Annotated in this window: 12 protein-coding genes; 1 reads left to right on the top strand and 11 read right to left on the bottom strand. The window is 62.3% G+C overall.

Annotated features, from left to right (window positions below):
- Positions 1–3 precede the first annotated feature (3 nt).
- The 7 genes from AC1Q6J_RS02805 to miaA all read right to left on the bottom strand — a co-directional run bounded on the left by AC1Q6J_RS02805 (position 4) and on the right by miaA (position 8,304).
- Entirely contained in the window at positions 4–1,725 is a 1,722-nt protein-coding gene (locus AC1Q6J_RS02805) for a sulfatase-like hydrolase/transferase (RefSeq protein ID WP_492277813.1), read from the bottom strand.
- Between the two features lie 300 nt (positions 1,726–2,025).
- Positions 2,026–3,045 (bottom strand): ketol-acid reductoisomerase, encoded by a 1,020-nt coding sequence (ilvC, locus tag AC1Q6J_RS02800; RefSeq protein ID WP_492277812.1) that lies wholly within the window; start codon positions 3,043–3,045, stop codon positions 2,026–2,028.
- A gap of 152 nt (positions 3,046–3,197) precedes the next feature.
- Positions 3,198–3,803, bottom strand: coding sequence for a LysE family translocator (locus AC1Q6J_RS02795; protein ID WP_492277811.1), 606 nt, complete (start codon positions 3,801–3,803; stop codon positions 3,198–3,200).
- A gap of 2 nt (positions 3,804–3,805) precedes the next feature.
- Positions 3,806–4,678, bottom strand: a complete 873-nt coding sequence (locus tag AC1Q6J_RS02790; protein WP_492277810.1) for an EamA family transporter — start codon at positions 4,676–4,678, stop codon at positions 3,806–3,808.
- Positions 4,679–4,697: 19 nt separating this feature from the next.
- Positions 4,698–5,240: an acetolactate synthase small subunit gene (gene ilvN, locus AC1Q6J_RS02785; protein ID WP_492278148.1), complete on the bottom strand. Its 543-nt coding sequence runs from the start codon at positions 5,238–5,240 to the stop codon at positions 4,698–4,700.
- A gap of 17 nt (positions 5,241–5,257) precedes the next feature.
- A complete protein-coding gene (locus AC1Q6J_RS02780; RefSeq protein ID WP_492277809.1) occupies positions 5,258–7,036 on the bottom strand; it encodes an acetolactate synthase 3 large subunit in 1,779 nt (592 codons plus the stop codon).
- A gap of 278 nt (positions 7,037–7,314) precedes the next feature.
- Positions 7,315–8,304, bottom strand: coding sequence for a tRNA (adenosine(37)-N6)-dimethylallyltransferase MiaA (gene miaA, locus AC1Q6J_RS02775; RefSeq protein ID WP_492277808.1), 990 nt, complete (start codon positions 8,302–8,304; stop codon positions 7,315–7,317).
- Between the two features lie 9 nt (positions 8,305–8,313).
- Between miaA and serB the strand changes: the two genes are divergently transcribed.
- Entirely contained in the window at positions 8,314–9,207 is an 894-nt protein-coding gene (serB, locus tag AC1Q6J_RS02770; protein ID WP_492277807.1) for a phosphoserine phosphatase SerB, read from the top strand.
- A 1,118-nt stretch (positions 9,208–10,325) separates the two neighbouring features.
- On the opposite strand, the gene AC1Q6J_RS02765 is transcribed toward serB, so the two are convergent.
- The 4 genes from AC1Q6J_RS02765 to hflK all read right to left on the bottom strand — a co-directional run bounded on the left by AC1Q6J_RS02765 (position 10,326) and on the right by hflK (position 14,348).
- Positions 10,326–11,843: a DegQ family serine endoprotease gene (locus tag AC1Q6J_RS02765; RefSeq protein ID WP_492277806.1), complete on the bottom strand. Its 1,518-nt coding sequence runs from the start codon at positions 11,841–11,843 to the stop codon at positions 10,326–10,328.
- Positions 11,844–12,066: 223 nt separating this feature from the next.
- A complete protein-coding gene (locus tag AC1Q6J_RS02760) occupies positions 12,067–12,267 on the bottom strand; it encodes a DUF2065 domain-containing protein (protein ID WP_492277805.1) in 201 nt (66 codons plus the stop codon).
- A 42-nt stretch (positions 12,268–12,309) separates the two neighbouring features.
- On the bottom strand, positions 12,310–13,209 hold the full coding sequence (gene hflC, locus AC1Q6J_RS02755) for a protease modulator HflC (RefSeq protein ID WP_492277804.1): 900 nt from the start codon (positions 13,207–13,209) through the stop codon (positions 12,310–12,312).
- Entirely contained in the window at positions 13,206–14,348 is a 1,143-nt protein-coding gene (gene hflK, locus AC1Q6J_RS02750) for an FtsH protease activity modulator HflK (RefSeq protein WP_492277803.1), read from the bottom strand. The genes hflC and hflK overlap by 4 nt, the downstream gene beginning before the upstream one ends.
- Between the last annotated feature and the right edge of the window lie 260 nt (positions 14,349–14,608).

Below are 14,608 nucleotides of genomic sequence, written 5' to 3'. Positions count from 1 at the left end.
CGGCTAAAGGTTCTTGATGAACCCGGCGTCAATCAGCAGGCGATTGAAGCGCCGCGCCTCCGCGCCGTCCTTGCAGGAATAAAACAGACCCTTGCATCGGAGCATGATCTTCTTTTGCTCCTCGAAGGACGGATCGAGCGGAATACCGGCAGCGTCCTGAACAACCAGCGGCAGATAGGCCGCGTCGATGGTTTCCATCGCAGTCGAGCTGCCGACAGGTTTGAAGTTGACGGAATCGATGGCGTAATAGGTCGCGTAATAGCGCGGGTCATAAACCATCAGCCGTTTCGCAATGTCATCCTCGGTCAGATTCGGCTCGATGATGAGCGACGAGAATTCCGGCTGGTGATCGCCATAACGCACAATCAAAAATGACTCGGTGGGAAACTGCTTCTTCAGTTTCGCGACGAATGCATTGTAATCCTGCGCGCTCATGGTCTGGCGGCGCAGGTATTCATCGATCTTCGGTTCGTTACCAAGGCTGCGCCATGCCGGCGTCTGCTCGGGGCGGAAGGTGGACACCCACGGGAAGTGATTGGCACCAAGATAGACGTACATGAAGACCGGCGTGCCCTGCTTTTCCTGTGACAGCAGCCGAATCGCGTTGTCGTAGAAGAAGCCGTCGGGCTCAAGACCCTTCGCACCGAGATCGCGCGCGTCGTAAAATTTCTGGATGCCGGTGGTGGTTTGGAAATTCCGCGCACTCATAAAAGCGCCGTAAGCAGGGTAAAGCGAAACCGTGCTGTAGCCGCAACGGCGCAACGCCAGCGGCAAACCACGCTCGACCCGGCCGGACGCGATGCGCGTCACAAAATATGAAAACCGCCCGAACGAGCGTGACGAAAGACCGGTCAGCACGTTGTATTCAGTCAGCCAGCTCGAGCCACCGTTGCTTTCGGCGAGAAACTTTCGCACCTTGCCGTCACCGGATGCGAAATGCCTGCCGTATCCGGCAGGCACCTTGATCTGCGGTGCCGAGCGGATGTCGTAGCTCGACTCATCGTGGATCATAATGATATGCGGACGCCGGCCCGCCGGGTGGCACGCTTCTTCCAATGGAAGCTTCAATCGTTCGAGTGTTGCCGCGTCAGAGTCCATGAACCCGCCATTGGCGAAATCGGACATCGCGATCACGCCGGAGCGCGCAAACTTCGAAACGAAATTGTCGGCGTAGTATCCGCGCCAGTCTTCCTGCGGCCACGTCAGCGAGAAGCCTGCAAGTCCCGCCACGCAGCCAAGTGCAATGGCCGTCGCCGGCAGCCGCCGAATACGAAACGGATCGAGCAGCCACAGCGCCACCATCAGCGGAAGGATCAGCAGTGCTGAAATCACCGCCGACCAGCGCAGGTTCGGGAAGATCGTAAAAAGGAACACGACGCTGTCGCGGTCGATCATCATGAGATCGACGAAGTTCACGGTCATCTGTACAATGTCGTGCTTAAGGCGCGACAGCAGCACCAGCACAACGACCATCGTCAGCGACAGCGCCCCCGACAGCGCAGGCCGCCGCAGCAACGCGATCCAGGAAAAATTCAGCGCCCCCCAACAAAGCAGGAAGACGAGACGCGAGCCGAAGTCCGTTTCGGTTTGCAGCAGAACGCCGAGGGCCGCGAGATGCGGCATCGCCACCGCGATCACCCGCCAATATCCAATAGGCGCAAGCGCGCCGGGGACCGCACTTGCGGGGGGCAGCGTAGGCGGCACTGAGGTTGGCGGGGGCAACATTGCCTTTGACGCGAACTACACCCGGCACTGTCCTGACGCCTTTACTGGCGGCGGCCAGGAGGCAAACCGTGCGGCCGGAAACCGCGACGTGTCACAAAACCGTAGTAGAACCGTCATAGACGCGCAACTTGATCTTTAGCCGCAGGGGTTTACCGGCGCCGTTCAGCGCCCGTTCAGCCCACCGGACCCCTACTATGCTGCGACCTCGCCCTGGTACCCGGCAACGAAAACGGGGCCCGCAGAGCCGGCCCCGTTAACGAATGCTTGCTGCATATCCCCGTTTGCGGGGGAAGTGGAGGGTCAGTTCTTGGTCTTGTCGACCAGCGCGCCCTTCTTGATCCACGGCATCATATCGCGGAGCTTGGCGCCGACCGCTTCGATGTCGTGCGCGTTGGCGCGCGCGCGGGTCGCCTTGAACGACGCCTGGTTAACCTTGTTCTCCAGCATCCAGTCGCGGGTGAACTTGCCGGACTGAATGTCGTTCAGCACCCGCTTCATCTCGGCCTTGGTCTCGGCGGTGATGATGCGCGGGCCGGTGACATACTCACCGTATTCGGCGGTGTTGGAGATCGAGTAGTTCATGTTGGCGATGCCGCCTTCATAGATCAGGTCGACGATCAGCTTCAGTTCGTGCAGGCACTCGAAGTACGCCATTTCCGGCGCGTAGCCGGCTTCCACCAGCGTCTCGTATCCGGCGCGGATCAATTCGACCGTGCCGCCGCAGAGAACAGCCTGCTCACCGAACAGATCGGTCTCGCATTCTTCCTTGAACGTGGTCTCGATGATGCCGGCGCGGCCACCGCCGATAGCCGACGCATAGGACAGGCCGAGGTCATGCGCATTGCCGGACGAATCCTTGGCGATGGCGATCAGGCACGGCACGCCGCCGCCGCGCTGGTATTCGGAGCGCACGGTGTGGCCGGGGCCTTTCGGAGCGACCATCAACACGTCGAGGTCGGCGCGCGGATCGATCAGATTGAAATGCACGTTGAGGCCGTGCGCGAACAGCAGAGCCGCGCCCTGCTTCATGTTGTCATGCAGGTGATCGCGATAGATGTCGCCCTGCAATTCGTCCGGCGTCAGCATCATCATGACGTCGGCCCACTTCGCAGCCTCGGCGACTTCCATCACCTTGAAACCGGCGGCTTCAGCCTTCTTGGCAGATGCCGAGCCCTTGCGGAGCGCGATGGCGACGTCCTTCACGCCGGAATCTTTCAGGTTCAGCGCATGGGCATGGCCCTGGCTGCCGTAACCGACGATGACCACCTTCTTGCCCTTGATCAGGTTCAGGTCGGCATCGCGATCGTAATAAACACGCATTTTCGTTTTCCTTCTCAGGCGGCCCCGATTGGCCAAATATCGAAAGTTTTCGGGTGGATCGGGCCAGAGGCCCGGATAAATTGCCGCCGTTGTGTAGGGCGGCTGGTGCCGCGAGACAAGCCCGCGACGCCGATTTCTGCGGTGCGGTAAGCTCACGGCTCCTTCAGAACGGGGTAAAGCGAGGCCAGCAAAAGCAGGGCCATGACGACGTTGAAGATGCGCACCGCGCGCGGGGATTTTACCAGCGCTTGCAGCGAGGTGCCGAGCAGCACCCAGGTCAGCGAGGAGCCCAGCCCGATCAGGAACAGCATGATCGAGAGCGCCGCGATGTTCAGCGGATAGGCCGCGATGGCGGCATAGGCGGTGATCGCGCCCACCGCGATCACCCAGCCCTTGACGTTAACCCACTGGAACATCGCCGCGCCGAGAAACGTCATCGGCCTGCCCTCCCCGGTGCCGTCGGCATCCGCAGGGCCGGACATCGCAATCATGATCGCCAGGTAGATGAGATAGGCCGCGCCCGCATATTTCAGGATCGTATGCAGCACGGGATAGGCCGCGAATACCGCGCCCAGCCCGAGCCCGATCACGGCCACCAGAAACGAGAACCCGAGGGTGACGCCCGCGACATGCGGCAACGTCCGCCGGAATCCGTAGTTCAGTCCCGACGCCATCAGCATGATGTTGTTCGGCCCCGGCGTGAACAGCGCCGCGGCGGCAAAGACGATAAAGGCGATGGCGAGTTGCTGTGAGATCATGGTCAGGCCACTTCAACGAGAGGCGGAGGACGACGCGAGAGCAACATGACGGCAATGCCGAACACAACGACGATCATGCCGGTCAGGCGCAGCGTCCCGAACGTCTCGCCGAAAACGAGGCTCGACGCACCCGCACCGAAGAAAGGCACCAGCAGTGCGAACGGCACCACCTGCGCGGCAGAATACCTCCGCAGCAGCCGGCCCCAGATCCAATAGCCCAGCGTCGTCCCAAGCAGCGCCAGCGCCAGCACGCACACCGCCGTCAAGAGCGAGATGTGCGTCAGCGCATGCCATGTGACGGCAGGCCCATCCACGGTGAACAGAACCACAAGCAGCGGCAGCATTGCCAGGAGACCAATCCATGCGAACAGGTCGAGCATTGATACGTCCTGCGCACGGCGCAGCAGCAGGTTGGAAACCGCAAAGCAGATCGGCGCAGTCATCGACACCGAAAATGCCCATACACTGAAGTCGTAGCCGACCGTAAAACAGATCAGCAGCAGCCCGCACATTGCAATCGCAATGCCGAGCATCTGAAGCCGTGTCGGCAATTCGCGAAGGAAAAAGGCCGCAAAAGCCACCGTGAACAGCGCCTGGCTCTGCACGATGACTGCGGTCAATCCCGCCGGCACGCCATGGGCCAGACCATAGGTCTGCGCCAGAAACTGCGCCACCAGCAGCCAGCTGATCGCGATGATCAGGCCCCATGACAGCTTCGGGCGCGGCAGAAACAGGCACGGCAGCGCCGTGATGCCGAAGCGCAGCGTGGTCAGCAGCGTCGCCGACATCTCGTCGACCGCGATCCGCGTCAGCACGAAGCCAACTCCCCAGACCACGGCAATCGCAATTGCGAGTGCGATATCGATCGGTTTCATGGGCAAGATGCGCGCGAGACTACATTTTTTCCGGACCGCGCGAGATGGCAGCAACGCCAGTGCGCGACACTTCGACGAGACCGAGCGGGATCATCAGGTTGATGAACTGGTCGATCTTTGCGGTGCCGCCGGTGATCTCGAACACGAAGCTCTCAGTGGTGGCGTCGATCACGCGCGCGCGGAAGGCTTCTGACAGCCGCAGCGCCTCCATCCGCAGATCGCCCGTCCCCTTGACCTTCACCATCGCAAGTTCGCGTTCGATGGCGCGGCCGGTGAGCGTCATATCGACCACGCGATAGACCGGGATCATCCGGTCGAGCTGATGCTTGATCTGCTGGATCACCATCGGCGTACCGGTCGTGACGATGGTGATCAGCGACATGTGCTTGGCGTGTTCGGTCTCCGACACCGTGAGACTGTCGATGTTGTAGCCGCGGCCGGAGAACAGGCCTATCACGCGCGCGAGCACACCCGGCTCGTTCTGCACGAGCACGGACAACGTGTGCGTCTCGTTCGGATCGTGACGCTCCTCCATGAAGTACGCGGATGCAGGCTGTTCCATTGTATCTGCTTTCATTGTCACACCAGCGCCTTGCCGCCGGCGAACGCCGCAGCCGTTGCTTCTTCATTTGCTTCCGCCGGAAGCAGCATTTCGTTATGGGCCTTGCCCGACGGAATCATCGGGAAGCAATTTTCCAGCGCGGCGACGCGGCAATCGAACAGCACCGGCTTCTTGACCTTGATCATCTCGTTGATCGCACCATCGAGATCACCGGGCTTCGTCACCTGAAGTCCGACGCATCCGAACGCATCCGCGAGTTTCACGAAATCCGGCAACGCCTCGGAATAGGAATGCGACAACCGGTTGCCGTGCAGCAGCTGCTGCCACTGGCGCACCATGCCCATGTACTGGTTGTTCAGAATGAAGATCTTGATCGGCAGTTCGTGCTGAACCGCCGACGACATCTCCTGCATCGTCATCTGCACCGAGGCATCGCCCGCGATATCGATCACGAGACTGTCCGGATGCGCGACCTGCACGCCGAGCGCGGCCGGCAGGCCGTAACCCATGGTGCCGAGGCCGCCGGAGGTCATCCAGCGGTGCGGCTCCTCGAAGCCGAAGAACTGCGCCGCCCACATCTGATGCTGGCCGACTTCGGTCGTGATGTAGGTGTCGTGTTTCCTGGTCAACTCGAACAGCCGCTGGATTGCGTACTGCGGCAGGATGATGTCGTCGTTTTTCTTGTAGGCGAGCGAGTTGCGCGCGCGCCAGCGCCCGATCTCGAACCACCATGGATCGATCTTCGGCTTCTTCGCTTCCGCCTTGAACACCGTCAGGATGTCGCCGAGCACGTTGGCGACATCGCCGATGATCGGCACATCGACACGGATGTTCTTGTTGATCGACGACGGATCGATATCGATGTGGATCTTCTTCGAGTTCGGCGAGAAGGCATCGGTGCGGCCGGTGATGCGGTCGTCGAAGCGCGCGCCGACGCACAGCATGACGTCGCAATCGTGCATCGCCATGTTGGCCTCAAAGGTGCCGTGCATGCCGAGCATACCGAGCCAGTTCTTGCCCGATGCCGGATAGGCGCCAAGGCCCATCAGGGTCGAGGTGATCGGAAAACCAGTGACCTCGACGAGCTCGCGCAGCAGCTTCGAGGCTTCCCGGCCGGAATTGATCACGCCGCCGCCGCTGTAGATGATCGGACGCTTGGCCGAGGCGAGCAGCGCCACCGCCTTGCGGATTTGCGCGGCATCGCCCTTCACGCGCGGATTGTAGGAAATATGCACGTCCGATTTGCGCGGCGGGTGATAGGTCCCGGTGGCAAACTGCACGTCTTTCGGCACGTCCACCACCACCGGACCGGGACGGCCCGTGGTCGCGACATAAAACGCCTCGTGCAGCACCTGCGGCAAATCCTCGATCCGCCGCACCAGCCAGTTGTGCTTGGTGCAGGGCCGGGTAATGCCGACGGTGTCGCATTCCTGGAACGCGTCGTTGCCGATCAGATGCGTCGGCACCTGCCCCGTGATGCAGACCAGCGGGATCGAATCCATCAGCGCGTCGGTCAGCGGCGTCACCATGTTGGTGGCGCCGGGCCCGGACGTCACCAGCGCAACGCCGGGCCGGCCGGTGGAGCGCGCGTAGCCCTCCGCCGCGTGGCCTGCGCCCTGCTCGTGCCGCACCAGAATATGCTCGACATCGCTCTGCTGGAAAATCTCGTCGTAAATCGGAAGCACCGCGCCGCCCGGATAGCCGAAGATGTGCTTGACCCCATGGTCCTTGAGCGCGCGGACGATCATCGCGGCGCCGGTCATCTGGTTGGGGTCGTGTGTCTTGCTGTCGCTCATGGTTCGCTCCGGGGCGCCGCTGGCGCTGATTTCTGGTCGAGGCTTTCCTTAACGCATGACCTGATCTGAAAACCGCTTCACACTTTTCAGGGTCATGCCCGAAATAAAAAAGGGCCCGAGAGGGACCCTTCGCACACCGCCTTCTCGTGGGTAGCCGTCAGCTACCCCCAGCGGTGCGCCAGGGTACGACGGTAATAAGAAGGCTGGTAATTTTATTGCGCATGATCGCTTAAGTGTTTCCAAAGGTTGCGCGGGTTATACGACCCACAGGCCGAAAGTCAAGCCCGCGCTTGCCGTTCCGAGCTTACCGGTTTCCAGGCATTTGGCGAGAGCGAAAGTGCATGGGTGAGCCATTCCCACGCCGCATCGGGCGCGACCCACTCAAACTCCGGCAACTGGTGCCTGAACCAGGTGAACTGCCGCTTGGCGTAGTGGCGGGTATCGGTCTGGCCGATCTCCACCGCCTGCTCGCGGGTGATCTCCCCGGCGAGATACCGGATCAGGGCCGGCACGCCGTGCGCCTTCATTGCCGGCAGCATCGGATCGAGATGGCGCGCCGCCAGCGCCGCGACCTCTTCCAATGCACCCTTCTCGAGCATGGTCTCGAAGCGCGCATTGATCCGCGCGTAAAGCTCCTTGCGGTCTGGCGCGAGAAACAGCGCCACGATTCCTTCAGCAGCCAGCAGCGGCGGCAGGCCTTCGCGATGCCAGTCTGGCAGCGCGCGCCCGGTCGCCTCGATCACCTCCAGCGCCCGCGCGACACGCGCGCTGTCGCGCGGCTTGAGCTTGTCTCCCGACACCGGATCGCGGCGAGACAACTCCGCGTGAAGCGCTTCGACGCCGTCGCGTTCCATCCGCGCCCGCACATCGTCACGCACCTCCTGCGGGATCGGCGGCACCGCCGAGAGTCCGCGCGTCAGCGCCTTGAAGTAGAGCCCGGTGCCGCCGATGAAGATCGGCAGGCGACTGGCTGTCCTTGCCTCCGCCAGCGCCGCTGCGGCATCCGCCACCCACGTGCCTGCCGAGCAGTTCACCGCGGCGTCGTAATATCCGTACAGCCGGTGCGGAACACGCGCCTCTTCTTCCGGCGAAGGCCGCGCCGTGATGATCCGCAAGTCGCGATAAACCTGCATGGAATCCGTATTGATGACGATGCCGCCGGTTGCCTCCGCAAGAGCGAGCGCCAGCGCCGACTTGCCGCTGGCCGTCGGCCCTGCGATAAGCACGGCCTTGGTGCCGCCCTTCCCGTCTACATTATCCTTCAACATCGAGCCGTCATGTCTCTCGTCGCCACGCTGATCTGCAATCCCGCCGAGCCCGAACTCGACTCCACCGCGATCGATGCCGCCCGCTCCGCGCTGACCTCGCCCGAACATGGCGACTGGCTGTTCGAGGGCGTCGCCGCCGACATCCGCTTTAGCAGCACCGACGACATTCGCACAATTTCAGATCGCCTGCGCGAGGCGATGAGCGACATCCGCGTCGACATGGTCGTGCAGCCACAACTCGACCGGCGCAAGAAGCTGCTGCTGGCGGACATGGATTCAACCATGATCGGCCAGGAATGCATCGACGAGCTCGCCGACTTCGCCGGCCTCAAGGCGCACGTCGCCGCGATCACCGAGCGCGCCATGCGCGGCGAGATCGAATTCGAACCCGCGCTGCGCGAGCGCGTGGCGCTGCTGAAGAATCTTCCGGTCTCGGTGGTCGACGAAGTTCTCAAGAGCCACATCACGCTGACGCCAGGCGCGATCCCCCTCGTCCGCACCATGCGTGCGCACGGCGCCTATACCTGCCTCGTCTCGGGCGGCTTCACGCTGTTCACGCAGCGCGTTGCCGAGATGATCGGATTCCAGGAAAACCGCGCCAACCGGCTGCTGGTCGAAGACGGCAGGCTGACCGGACAGGTCGCCGAACCGATCCTGGGCCGCGAGGCGAAGCTCGCGACGCTGGTAGACCTGCGCGAATCTTTCGAGCTCGACAATCTGGACACCTTGGTTGTCGGCGACGGCGCCAACGATCTCGCCATGATCGAACAGGCAGGCACCGGCGTTGCCTATCACGCCAAGCCCGCGGTCGCCGCCGCCGCCGGCGTGCGGATCGATCACGGCGACCTCACCGCGCTGCTTTATATGCAGGGTTACAAGCGCTCGGAATTTGTGGCCGAGTAGTTTCAGTCTCGCTCTCGTTGGCGGGATGGCCGCAACAGGTCCGGCCATGACATTGGTTATGCGGGCGTCTTCATCACCCTTCGCGATTTTTCTCCATGTCGTCCCCGCGCAAGCGGTTCTTATCCCTCCCCCTTGTGGGGAGGGTGGCGCGTTGTGAGCAAAGCGAACAACGTGCCGGGTGGGGGAGCCTAAGGCGTTGCAATTGACCCCCACCCCGGCCTCCGCTTCGCTCGGCCGACCCTCCCCACGGAGGGGGAGGGAGATGTCGGGCATCACGCACTCCATTCAGATTCAGTTTTCAAACAGCCACTTCATTTGCGCACGCGCGATCGTTCTCGCGCACTGCGCGAGGTGAGCTTTTAGTCTCGCCCCTCACAGCGCGCGCGAGGCCTGCCTCGTTCGCGCCCCTAACGAGGGGCATGGAGCGCCGCGAGGCGCAAATGTGTTGTCTCGCTTCCCTCTGCGAAAAGGGAAGCGCGTCGCCTCACGGCGCTCCACAGTCAGGTTTGCGCAGTCTGCGCAAGCTTGACTGCTATTTGGCGGCGATTTTTGGCGAGGGGAGCGTGCTTCCGGGACAGGACGGACGCTTTCACGCCCCGATCCGGCGGCTTTCGCCGCGTTCGTGCCTGTCCGCGTCCAGCCATTGAAGGCAGAGCCACGTAGTTGGCCCGGTCGCTGACCCCAGCCTCCCGGACGACACGGGTGCGAACCGTGCGCGCAGGCGCCGCATCCTGCTCCGCTTCACAAGCGCCCTCGAGAAGCGCCCCTCACGACCAAGACGACAAGAATATATTCCTATGTGAAGGAATGTCAAGTATCGCGTCATCCCCGCGAAAGCGGGGACCCATACTCCCTGAGCGATCGATGCTGTCGCGATAGCGGGTCAACTCTTTCCCTGATTCTCAGCGAGGACGGTGGTTATGGGTCCCCGCTTTCGCGGGGACGACATCGCGTGTGTGGCGCTGTCCCGCTTCATCCGGGCTACGCTCGCTTTACATGCAAGGGAACAAACGCAGCGGGTTCGTTGCGGGCTGACGTTGTCTGTGGCCCGCCGCTGTCGCAAACGAAAATGCCCGGCGCATGCCGGGCATTTTTGATTGTCCTGGTGATCTGACGCGTTACTTCACCGTCAGCGCGACGAAGCGCAATTCACCGCTGCCATTGGACACCAGCAGCAGCACGGACTTCTTGCCGTCCTTCTTCAACTGATCGATCCGCTTCTTGACGTCGGCGGCATTCGTCACCGCCTCCTGCGCGACCTCGACGATGACGTCGCCCGCGCTGAGCCGCTTTTCGGCGGCATCGGATCCATCGTCGACGCCGGTGACGATCACGCCCTTGACGCTGTCCTTGATCTTGTAGCGCGTCCGCAGATCCTTGCTGAGACCGGCGAGATCGAGACCCAGCGCCTTTTGCGTCACCGGCTTCTCGGCCTCGACCGGGCTGGTGGTCTTGGCAGAGGCTTCGACCGGCTTCTCGCCATCGTCGAGACGGCCGAGGGTCACCTTCCTGGTCTCTTCCTTGCCCTTGCGGATGATGACGACATCCACGGCCTTGCCGACCGGTGAGTCGGCGACGGCGCGCGGAAGATCCTTCATTTCCTTGATGTCCTTGCCGTCGAACTTGACGACGACGTCACCGGGCTCGATGCCGGCGGGCTTGGCGGGGCCCTTGTCATCCACGCCGGCGATCAGCGCGCCGCGCGCAGGCTTGATGCTGAGGCTTTCGGCGATTTCGTCGGTGACCTGCTGGATCCGGACACCGAGCCAGCCGCGGCGCACTTCCTTGAACTGGCGCAACTGATCGACCACCGCGACAACGGTCTTCGACGGCACGGCGAAGCCGATGCCGATCGAACCACCGGACGGCGAGATGATCGCGGTGTTCACGCCAATGACCTCGCCATCGAGATTGAACAGCGGGCCGCCGGAGTTGCCGCGATTGATCGCCGCGTCGGTCTGGATGTAGTTGTCATACGGCCCGGAGTTGATATCGCGGTTGCGCGCCGAGACGATGCCGGCCGTGACCGTACCGCCGAGGCTGAACGGGTTGCCGATGGCAATCACCCACTCGCCGAGACGCAGGCTGTCGGAATTACCAAACTTCACCGCGGTGATCTTCTTCTCGGGCGGAGTGAACTTCAGGACGGCAAGATCGCTCTTCTTGTCCCGGCCGATCAGTTCGGCCTTGATCTTGGTGCCGTCGTTGAGAATGACGTTGATCTCGTCGGCGTCGGCGATCACGTGATTGTTGGTCACCACGGTGCCGTCGGTATCGATGATGAAGCCGGAGCCGAGCGAGTTGACCTTGCGCGGCGAGTTGCCTCTGGAATCCGGGCCGCCACGGCGGTTCTTGAAGAACTCGTCGAAGAACTCGCTGAACGGCGAGTCCGGCGGCAGTTGCGGATTGGCCCCGCGCTTGTTGCCGCGCTCGTCGCTGCCCTTCTCGTTGTCGGTGTTCTTGGCGTCGACGGTCTGCGAGGTGGAAATGTTGACGACCGCGTCGATCACCTTCTCCGCGACGTCGGCGATGCCATCCGGTCCACGGGCCAGCGCAGGCGTCGCAACGATGGCGAAGCCGACAGCCGCGGCGAGCGGCAACAGGCGGCGACTCAATGCTTGAAACGCATCGGACATGGTCGAAAAGTCTCCTGAAAAGGGGCGGATCATTTGCATCCAGATTGCGCCTGAAAACGATGGGTGCGCAAGCGCCACCATTGCGCGTGATTCAAGCGATCAACTCTTAGATTAAGGCGAAAACCCGGCCTTGCGCCTGCGAGGCTGCGCCCGGCCTCCGCGCCAGCGTCAGCATAACGCAAAAGCCGGCTTTCGTATTGAGGCATGAGGTGGAAACGCGACCCTAGTGCCGCACCAGCCAGATCAGGATGAGGCCCGCCACCGCCGAGACAAGTCCGACGGCGCGCAGGATGTTGTCCGGCGAGGATAGCGCGCTTTTCATCGCCGAACGCATCCAGTTCGGGAGCGCCGTGAACAGCAAGCCCTCCAGAACCAGCATAACTCCGACCCCGACAAGGAGGTCACCGTATCCGATCGACTTCATCCGAAGACGACTCCTGCCCGATCCTTTTCCCCGCGCCGCATATTAACGCGCGGAACCGGCAGCGGCGGAAGGCTTGCCCGCCGGGTTGGCGAAGTAGCGGAAGAACTCGGAGTCCGGACGCAACAGGAAGCGCGTGTCGTTGCTCTTCATGCTGTTCTCGTAAGCCGTCATCGAACGATAGAACGCGAAGAAGTCCGCATCCTTGCCGTAGGCCTCGGCAAACAGCCGGTTGCGCTCACCGTCGCCTTCACCGCGGACCTGCTCGGCCTGCGAATTGGCATCGGCGATAATGACGGTGGCTTCACGATCGGCCCGCGAGCGGATTTCCTGCGCCTTCTGGCCGCCCTGCGCGCGGAACTCGGCCGCTTCGCGCTGACGCTCGGTCTGCATGCGCTGATAGACCGCCTGGCTGTTCTGCTCCGGCAGGTCGGCACGGCGAATGCGGACGTCAACGACCGAAATGCCGTAGCTGGTGGTTTCGCGATCGAGCTGTTTCTGGATTCTGTTCATCAGCACATCGCGTTCATCACGCACCACGTTGATAAACGTCACCTCGCCGAGCACGCGGCGCATCGCAGCGTTCAGCAATGTCGTGAGCTGGATGTTGGCGGCCTGGATCGACCCGAGGGTCTGATAGAACCGCAGCGGATCCTTGATCCGATAGCGTGCGAAGGCGTCAACGACGAGACGCTTCTGGTCCGACGCGATCACTTCCTGTGCCGGATTTTCCAGATCGAGAATACGCTTGTCGATGCTGATGACGGTGTCGATGAACGGCACCTTGAAGTTCAGGCCCGGCGTCGTTACCACGCGCACCGGCTCACCGAGACGCACAAGCAGAACCTGCTGCGTTTCGCTCACCGTGAACAGCGAACTGTAGCCGACGACGGCGGCGACCAGCAGAACGAAAAGGGAAACGATACCTGCGATGCCGTTTTTCATCGGTTGCTCCCGCCCTGTTGCGGCGCAGCCGGTGTCGTGCGGCGTCCGATCTCGTTCAATGGCAGATAAGGCACGACGCCCGGCGCAGAGCCATTCGCGCCCTGATCGAGCACGAGCTTGTCGGCTCCACCGAGAACCCGCTCCATCGTTTCCAGATAGATGCGCTGCCGCGTGACGTCCGGCGCCTTCTTGTATTCCTCGTAAACCTTCAGGAAGCGCGCGCTCTGGCCCTTGGCCTCGGCAACAGCCTGCTCCTTGTAGCCTTCAGCGACTTGCAGGATCTGCGCGGCGCGGCCGCGTGCATCGGGAACGATGCGGTTGGCATAGGTCTGCGCTTCGTTCTGCAAACGCTCGAAGTCGGCGCGTGCCGCCTGCACGTCGCGGAACGCATCGATCACCTGCGACGGCGGATCGACCTTCTGCATTTGCACCTGCTGAATCAGGATACCCGAACCGTAGCTGTCGAGCGTCTTCTGCATCAGCTCAAGCACCGCGGCTTCCGTTTGCGTGCGCGCACCTGTGAGGATCGGCTGGATCTGTGAGCGGCCGATGATGTCGCGCATCGCGCTTTCGGCCACGGCCTTCACGGTGCCTTCCGGATTCTGGATGTTGAACAGGAAGTCGCCGACGCCGTCGGGCTTGATGCGCCACAGCACGGTGAAGTCCACGTCGACGATATTTTCGTCGCCGGTCAGCATCAGGCTTTCCTCGGGAACGTCGCGAATGGTGGTGCCCCCGCCACGGCGCGAGTCGTCGACGACGCGCATGCCGATGCTGAGTGTCGAAACGCGCAGCGCCTTCGGCAGCAGCACGGTCTCGATCGGATAAGGCAGATGATAGTTCAGACCGGGCTGAACCGTGCGCACGTGCTTGCCGAAGCGCAGTACCACACCGAGTTCTTCCGACTGCACGCGGAAGAAGCCGGACAATCCCCAGACCGCCAACGCGCCGACGAGGATCAGCGCAATGCCCATGCCGCTGAAGTTTCCTCCCGGCAGCATGGTCTGAAGCTTGTCCTGCCCGCGGCGCAGAAGGTCCTCAAGATCGGGCGGCCTCGGTCCTGGCGATTGCGGTCCGGAGCCCCAGGGACCTTTCGGACCGGAGCCCCAGGGGCCTCCGCCTTGATTCTTCCACGGCATCGTCGATCTCCTCCGCGCGGAGCTGACGCTCCGCAAACTCTTGGGGCCTTATAGGGGACGCGCCCGGTCCTTACAACGCGGGACCGTTGCCACTAGTGGCCCGGTTTTGACATTCGCATCCCGTCTCAGCAGCCCCTCTGCGAATGTCAGAACCAAAGGGCCACTAGCAATTATAATTTCCAGTGTCCTTTAGAATCCGACGTTCGCTACAGACGATGCTGCGAAACAAGGCGAACGTCAGATTCAGGACACTGGTTAGA

Source organism: Afipia sp. MLSD5-FHT05B12 (assembly GCF_058793355.1).
Note: the sequence above shows the minus strand (reverse complement) of the source record. Positions and strands in the feature narration are given on the sequence as shown.

Bases quoted from the DNA above. Each gene is read 5' to 3' on its own strand.
- ilvC (WP_492277812.1), bottom strand. From the start codon at position 3,045: ATGCGTGTTTATTACGATCGCGATGCCGACCTGAACCTGATCAAGGGC.
- AC1Q6J_RS02760 (WP_492277805.1), bottom strand. From the start codon at position 12,267: ATGAAGTCGATCGGATACGGTGACCTCCTTGTCGGGGTCGGAGTTATG.
- ilvN (WP_492278148.1), bottom strand. From the start codon at position 5,240: ATGGAACAGCCTGCATCCGCGTACTTCATGGAGGAGCGTCACGATCCG.
- AC1Q6J_RS02795 (WP_492277811.1), bottom strand. From the start codon at position 3,803: ATGATCTCACAGCAACTCGCCATCGCCTTTATCGTCTTTGCCGCCGCG.
- serB (WP_492277807.1), top strand. From the start codon at position 8,314: ATGTCTCTCGTCGCCACGCTGATCTGCAATCCCGCCGAGCCCGAACTC.
- AC1Q6J_RS02805 (WP_492277813.1), bottom strand. From the start codon at position 1,725: ATGTTGCCCCCGCCAACCTCAGTGCCGCCTACGCTGCCCCCCGCAAGT.
- AC1Q6J_RS02765 (WP_492277806.1), bottom strand. From the start codon at position 11,843: ATGTCCGATGCGTTTCAAGCATTGAGTCGCCGCCTGTTGCCGCTCGCC.
- miaA (WP_492277808.1), bottom strand. From the start codon at position 8,304: ATGTTGAAGGATAATGTAGACGGGAAGGGCGGCACCAAGGCCGTGCTT.
- hflC (WP_492277804.1), bottom strand. From the start codon at position 13,209: ATGAAAAACGGCATCGCAGGTATCGTTTCCCTTTTCGTTCTGCTGGTC.
- AC1Q6J_RS02790 (WP_492277810.1), bottom strand. From the start codon at position 4,678: ATGAAACCGATCGATATCGCACTCGCAATTGCGATTGCCGTGGTCTGG.
- AC1Q6J_RS02780 (WP_492277809.1), bottom strand. From the start codon at position 7,036: ATGAGCGACAGCAAGACACACGACCCCAACCAGATGACCGGCGCCGCG.
- hflK (WP_492277803.1), bottom strand. From the start codon at position 14,348: ATGCCGTGGAAGAATCAAGGCGGAGGCCCCTGGGGCTCCGGTCCGAAA.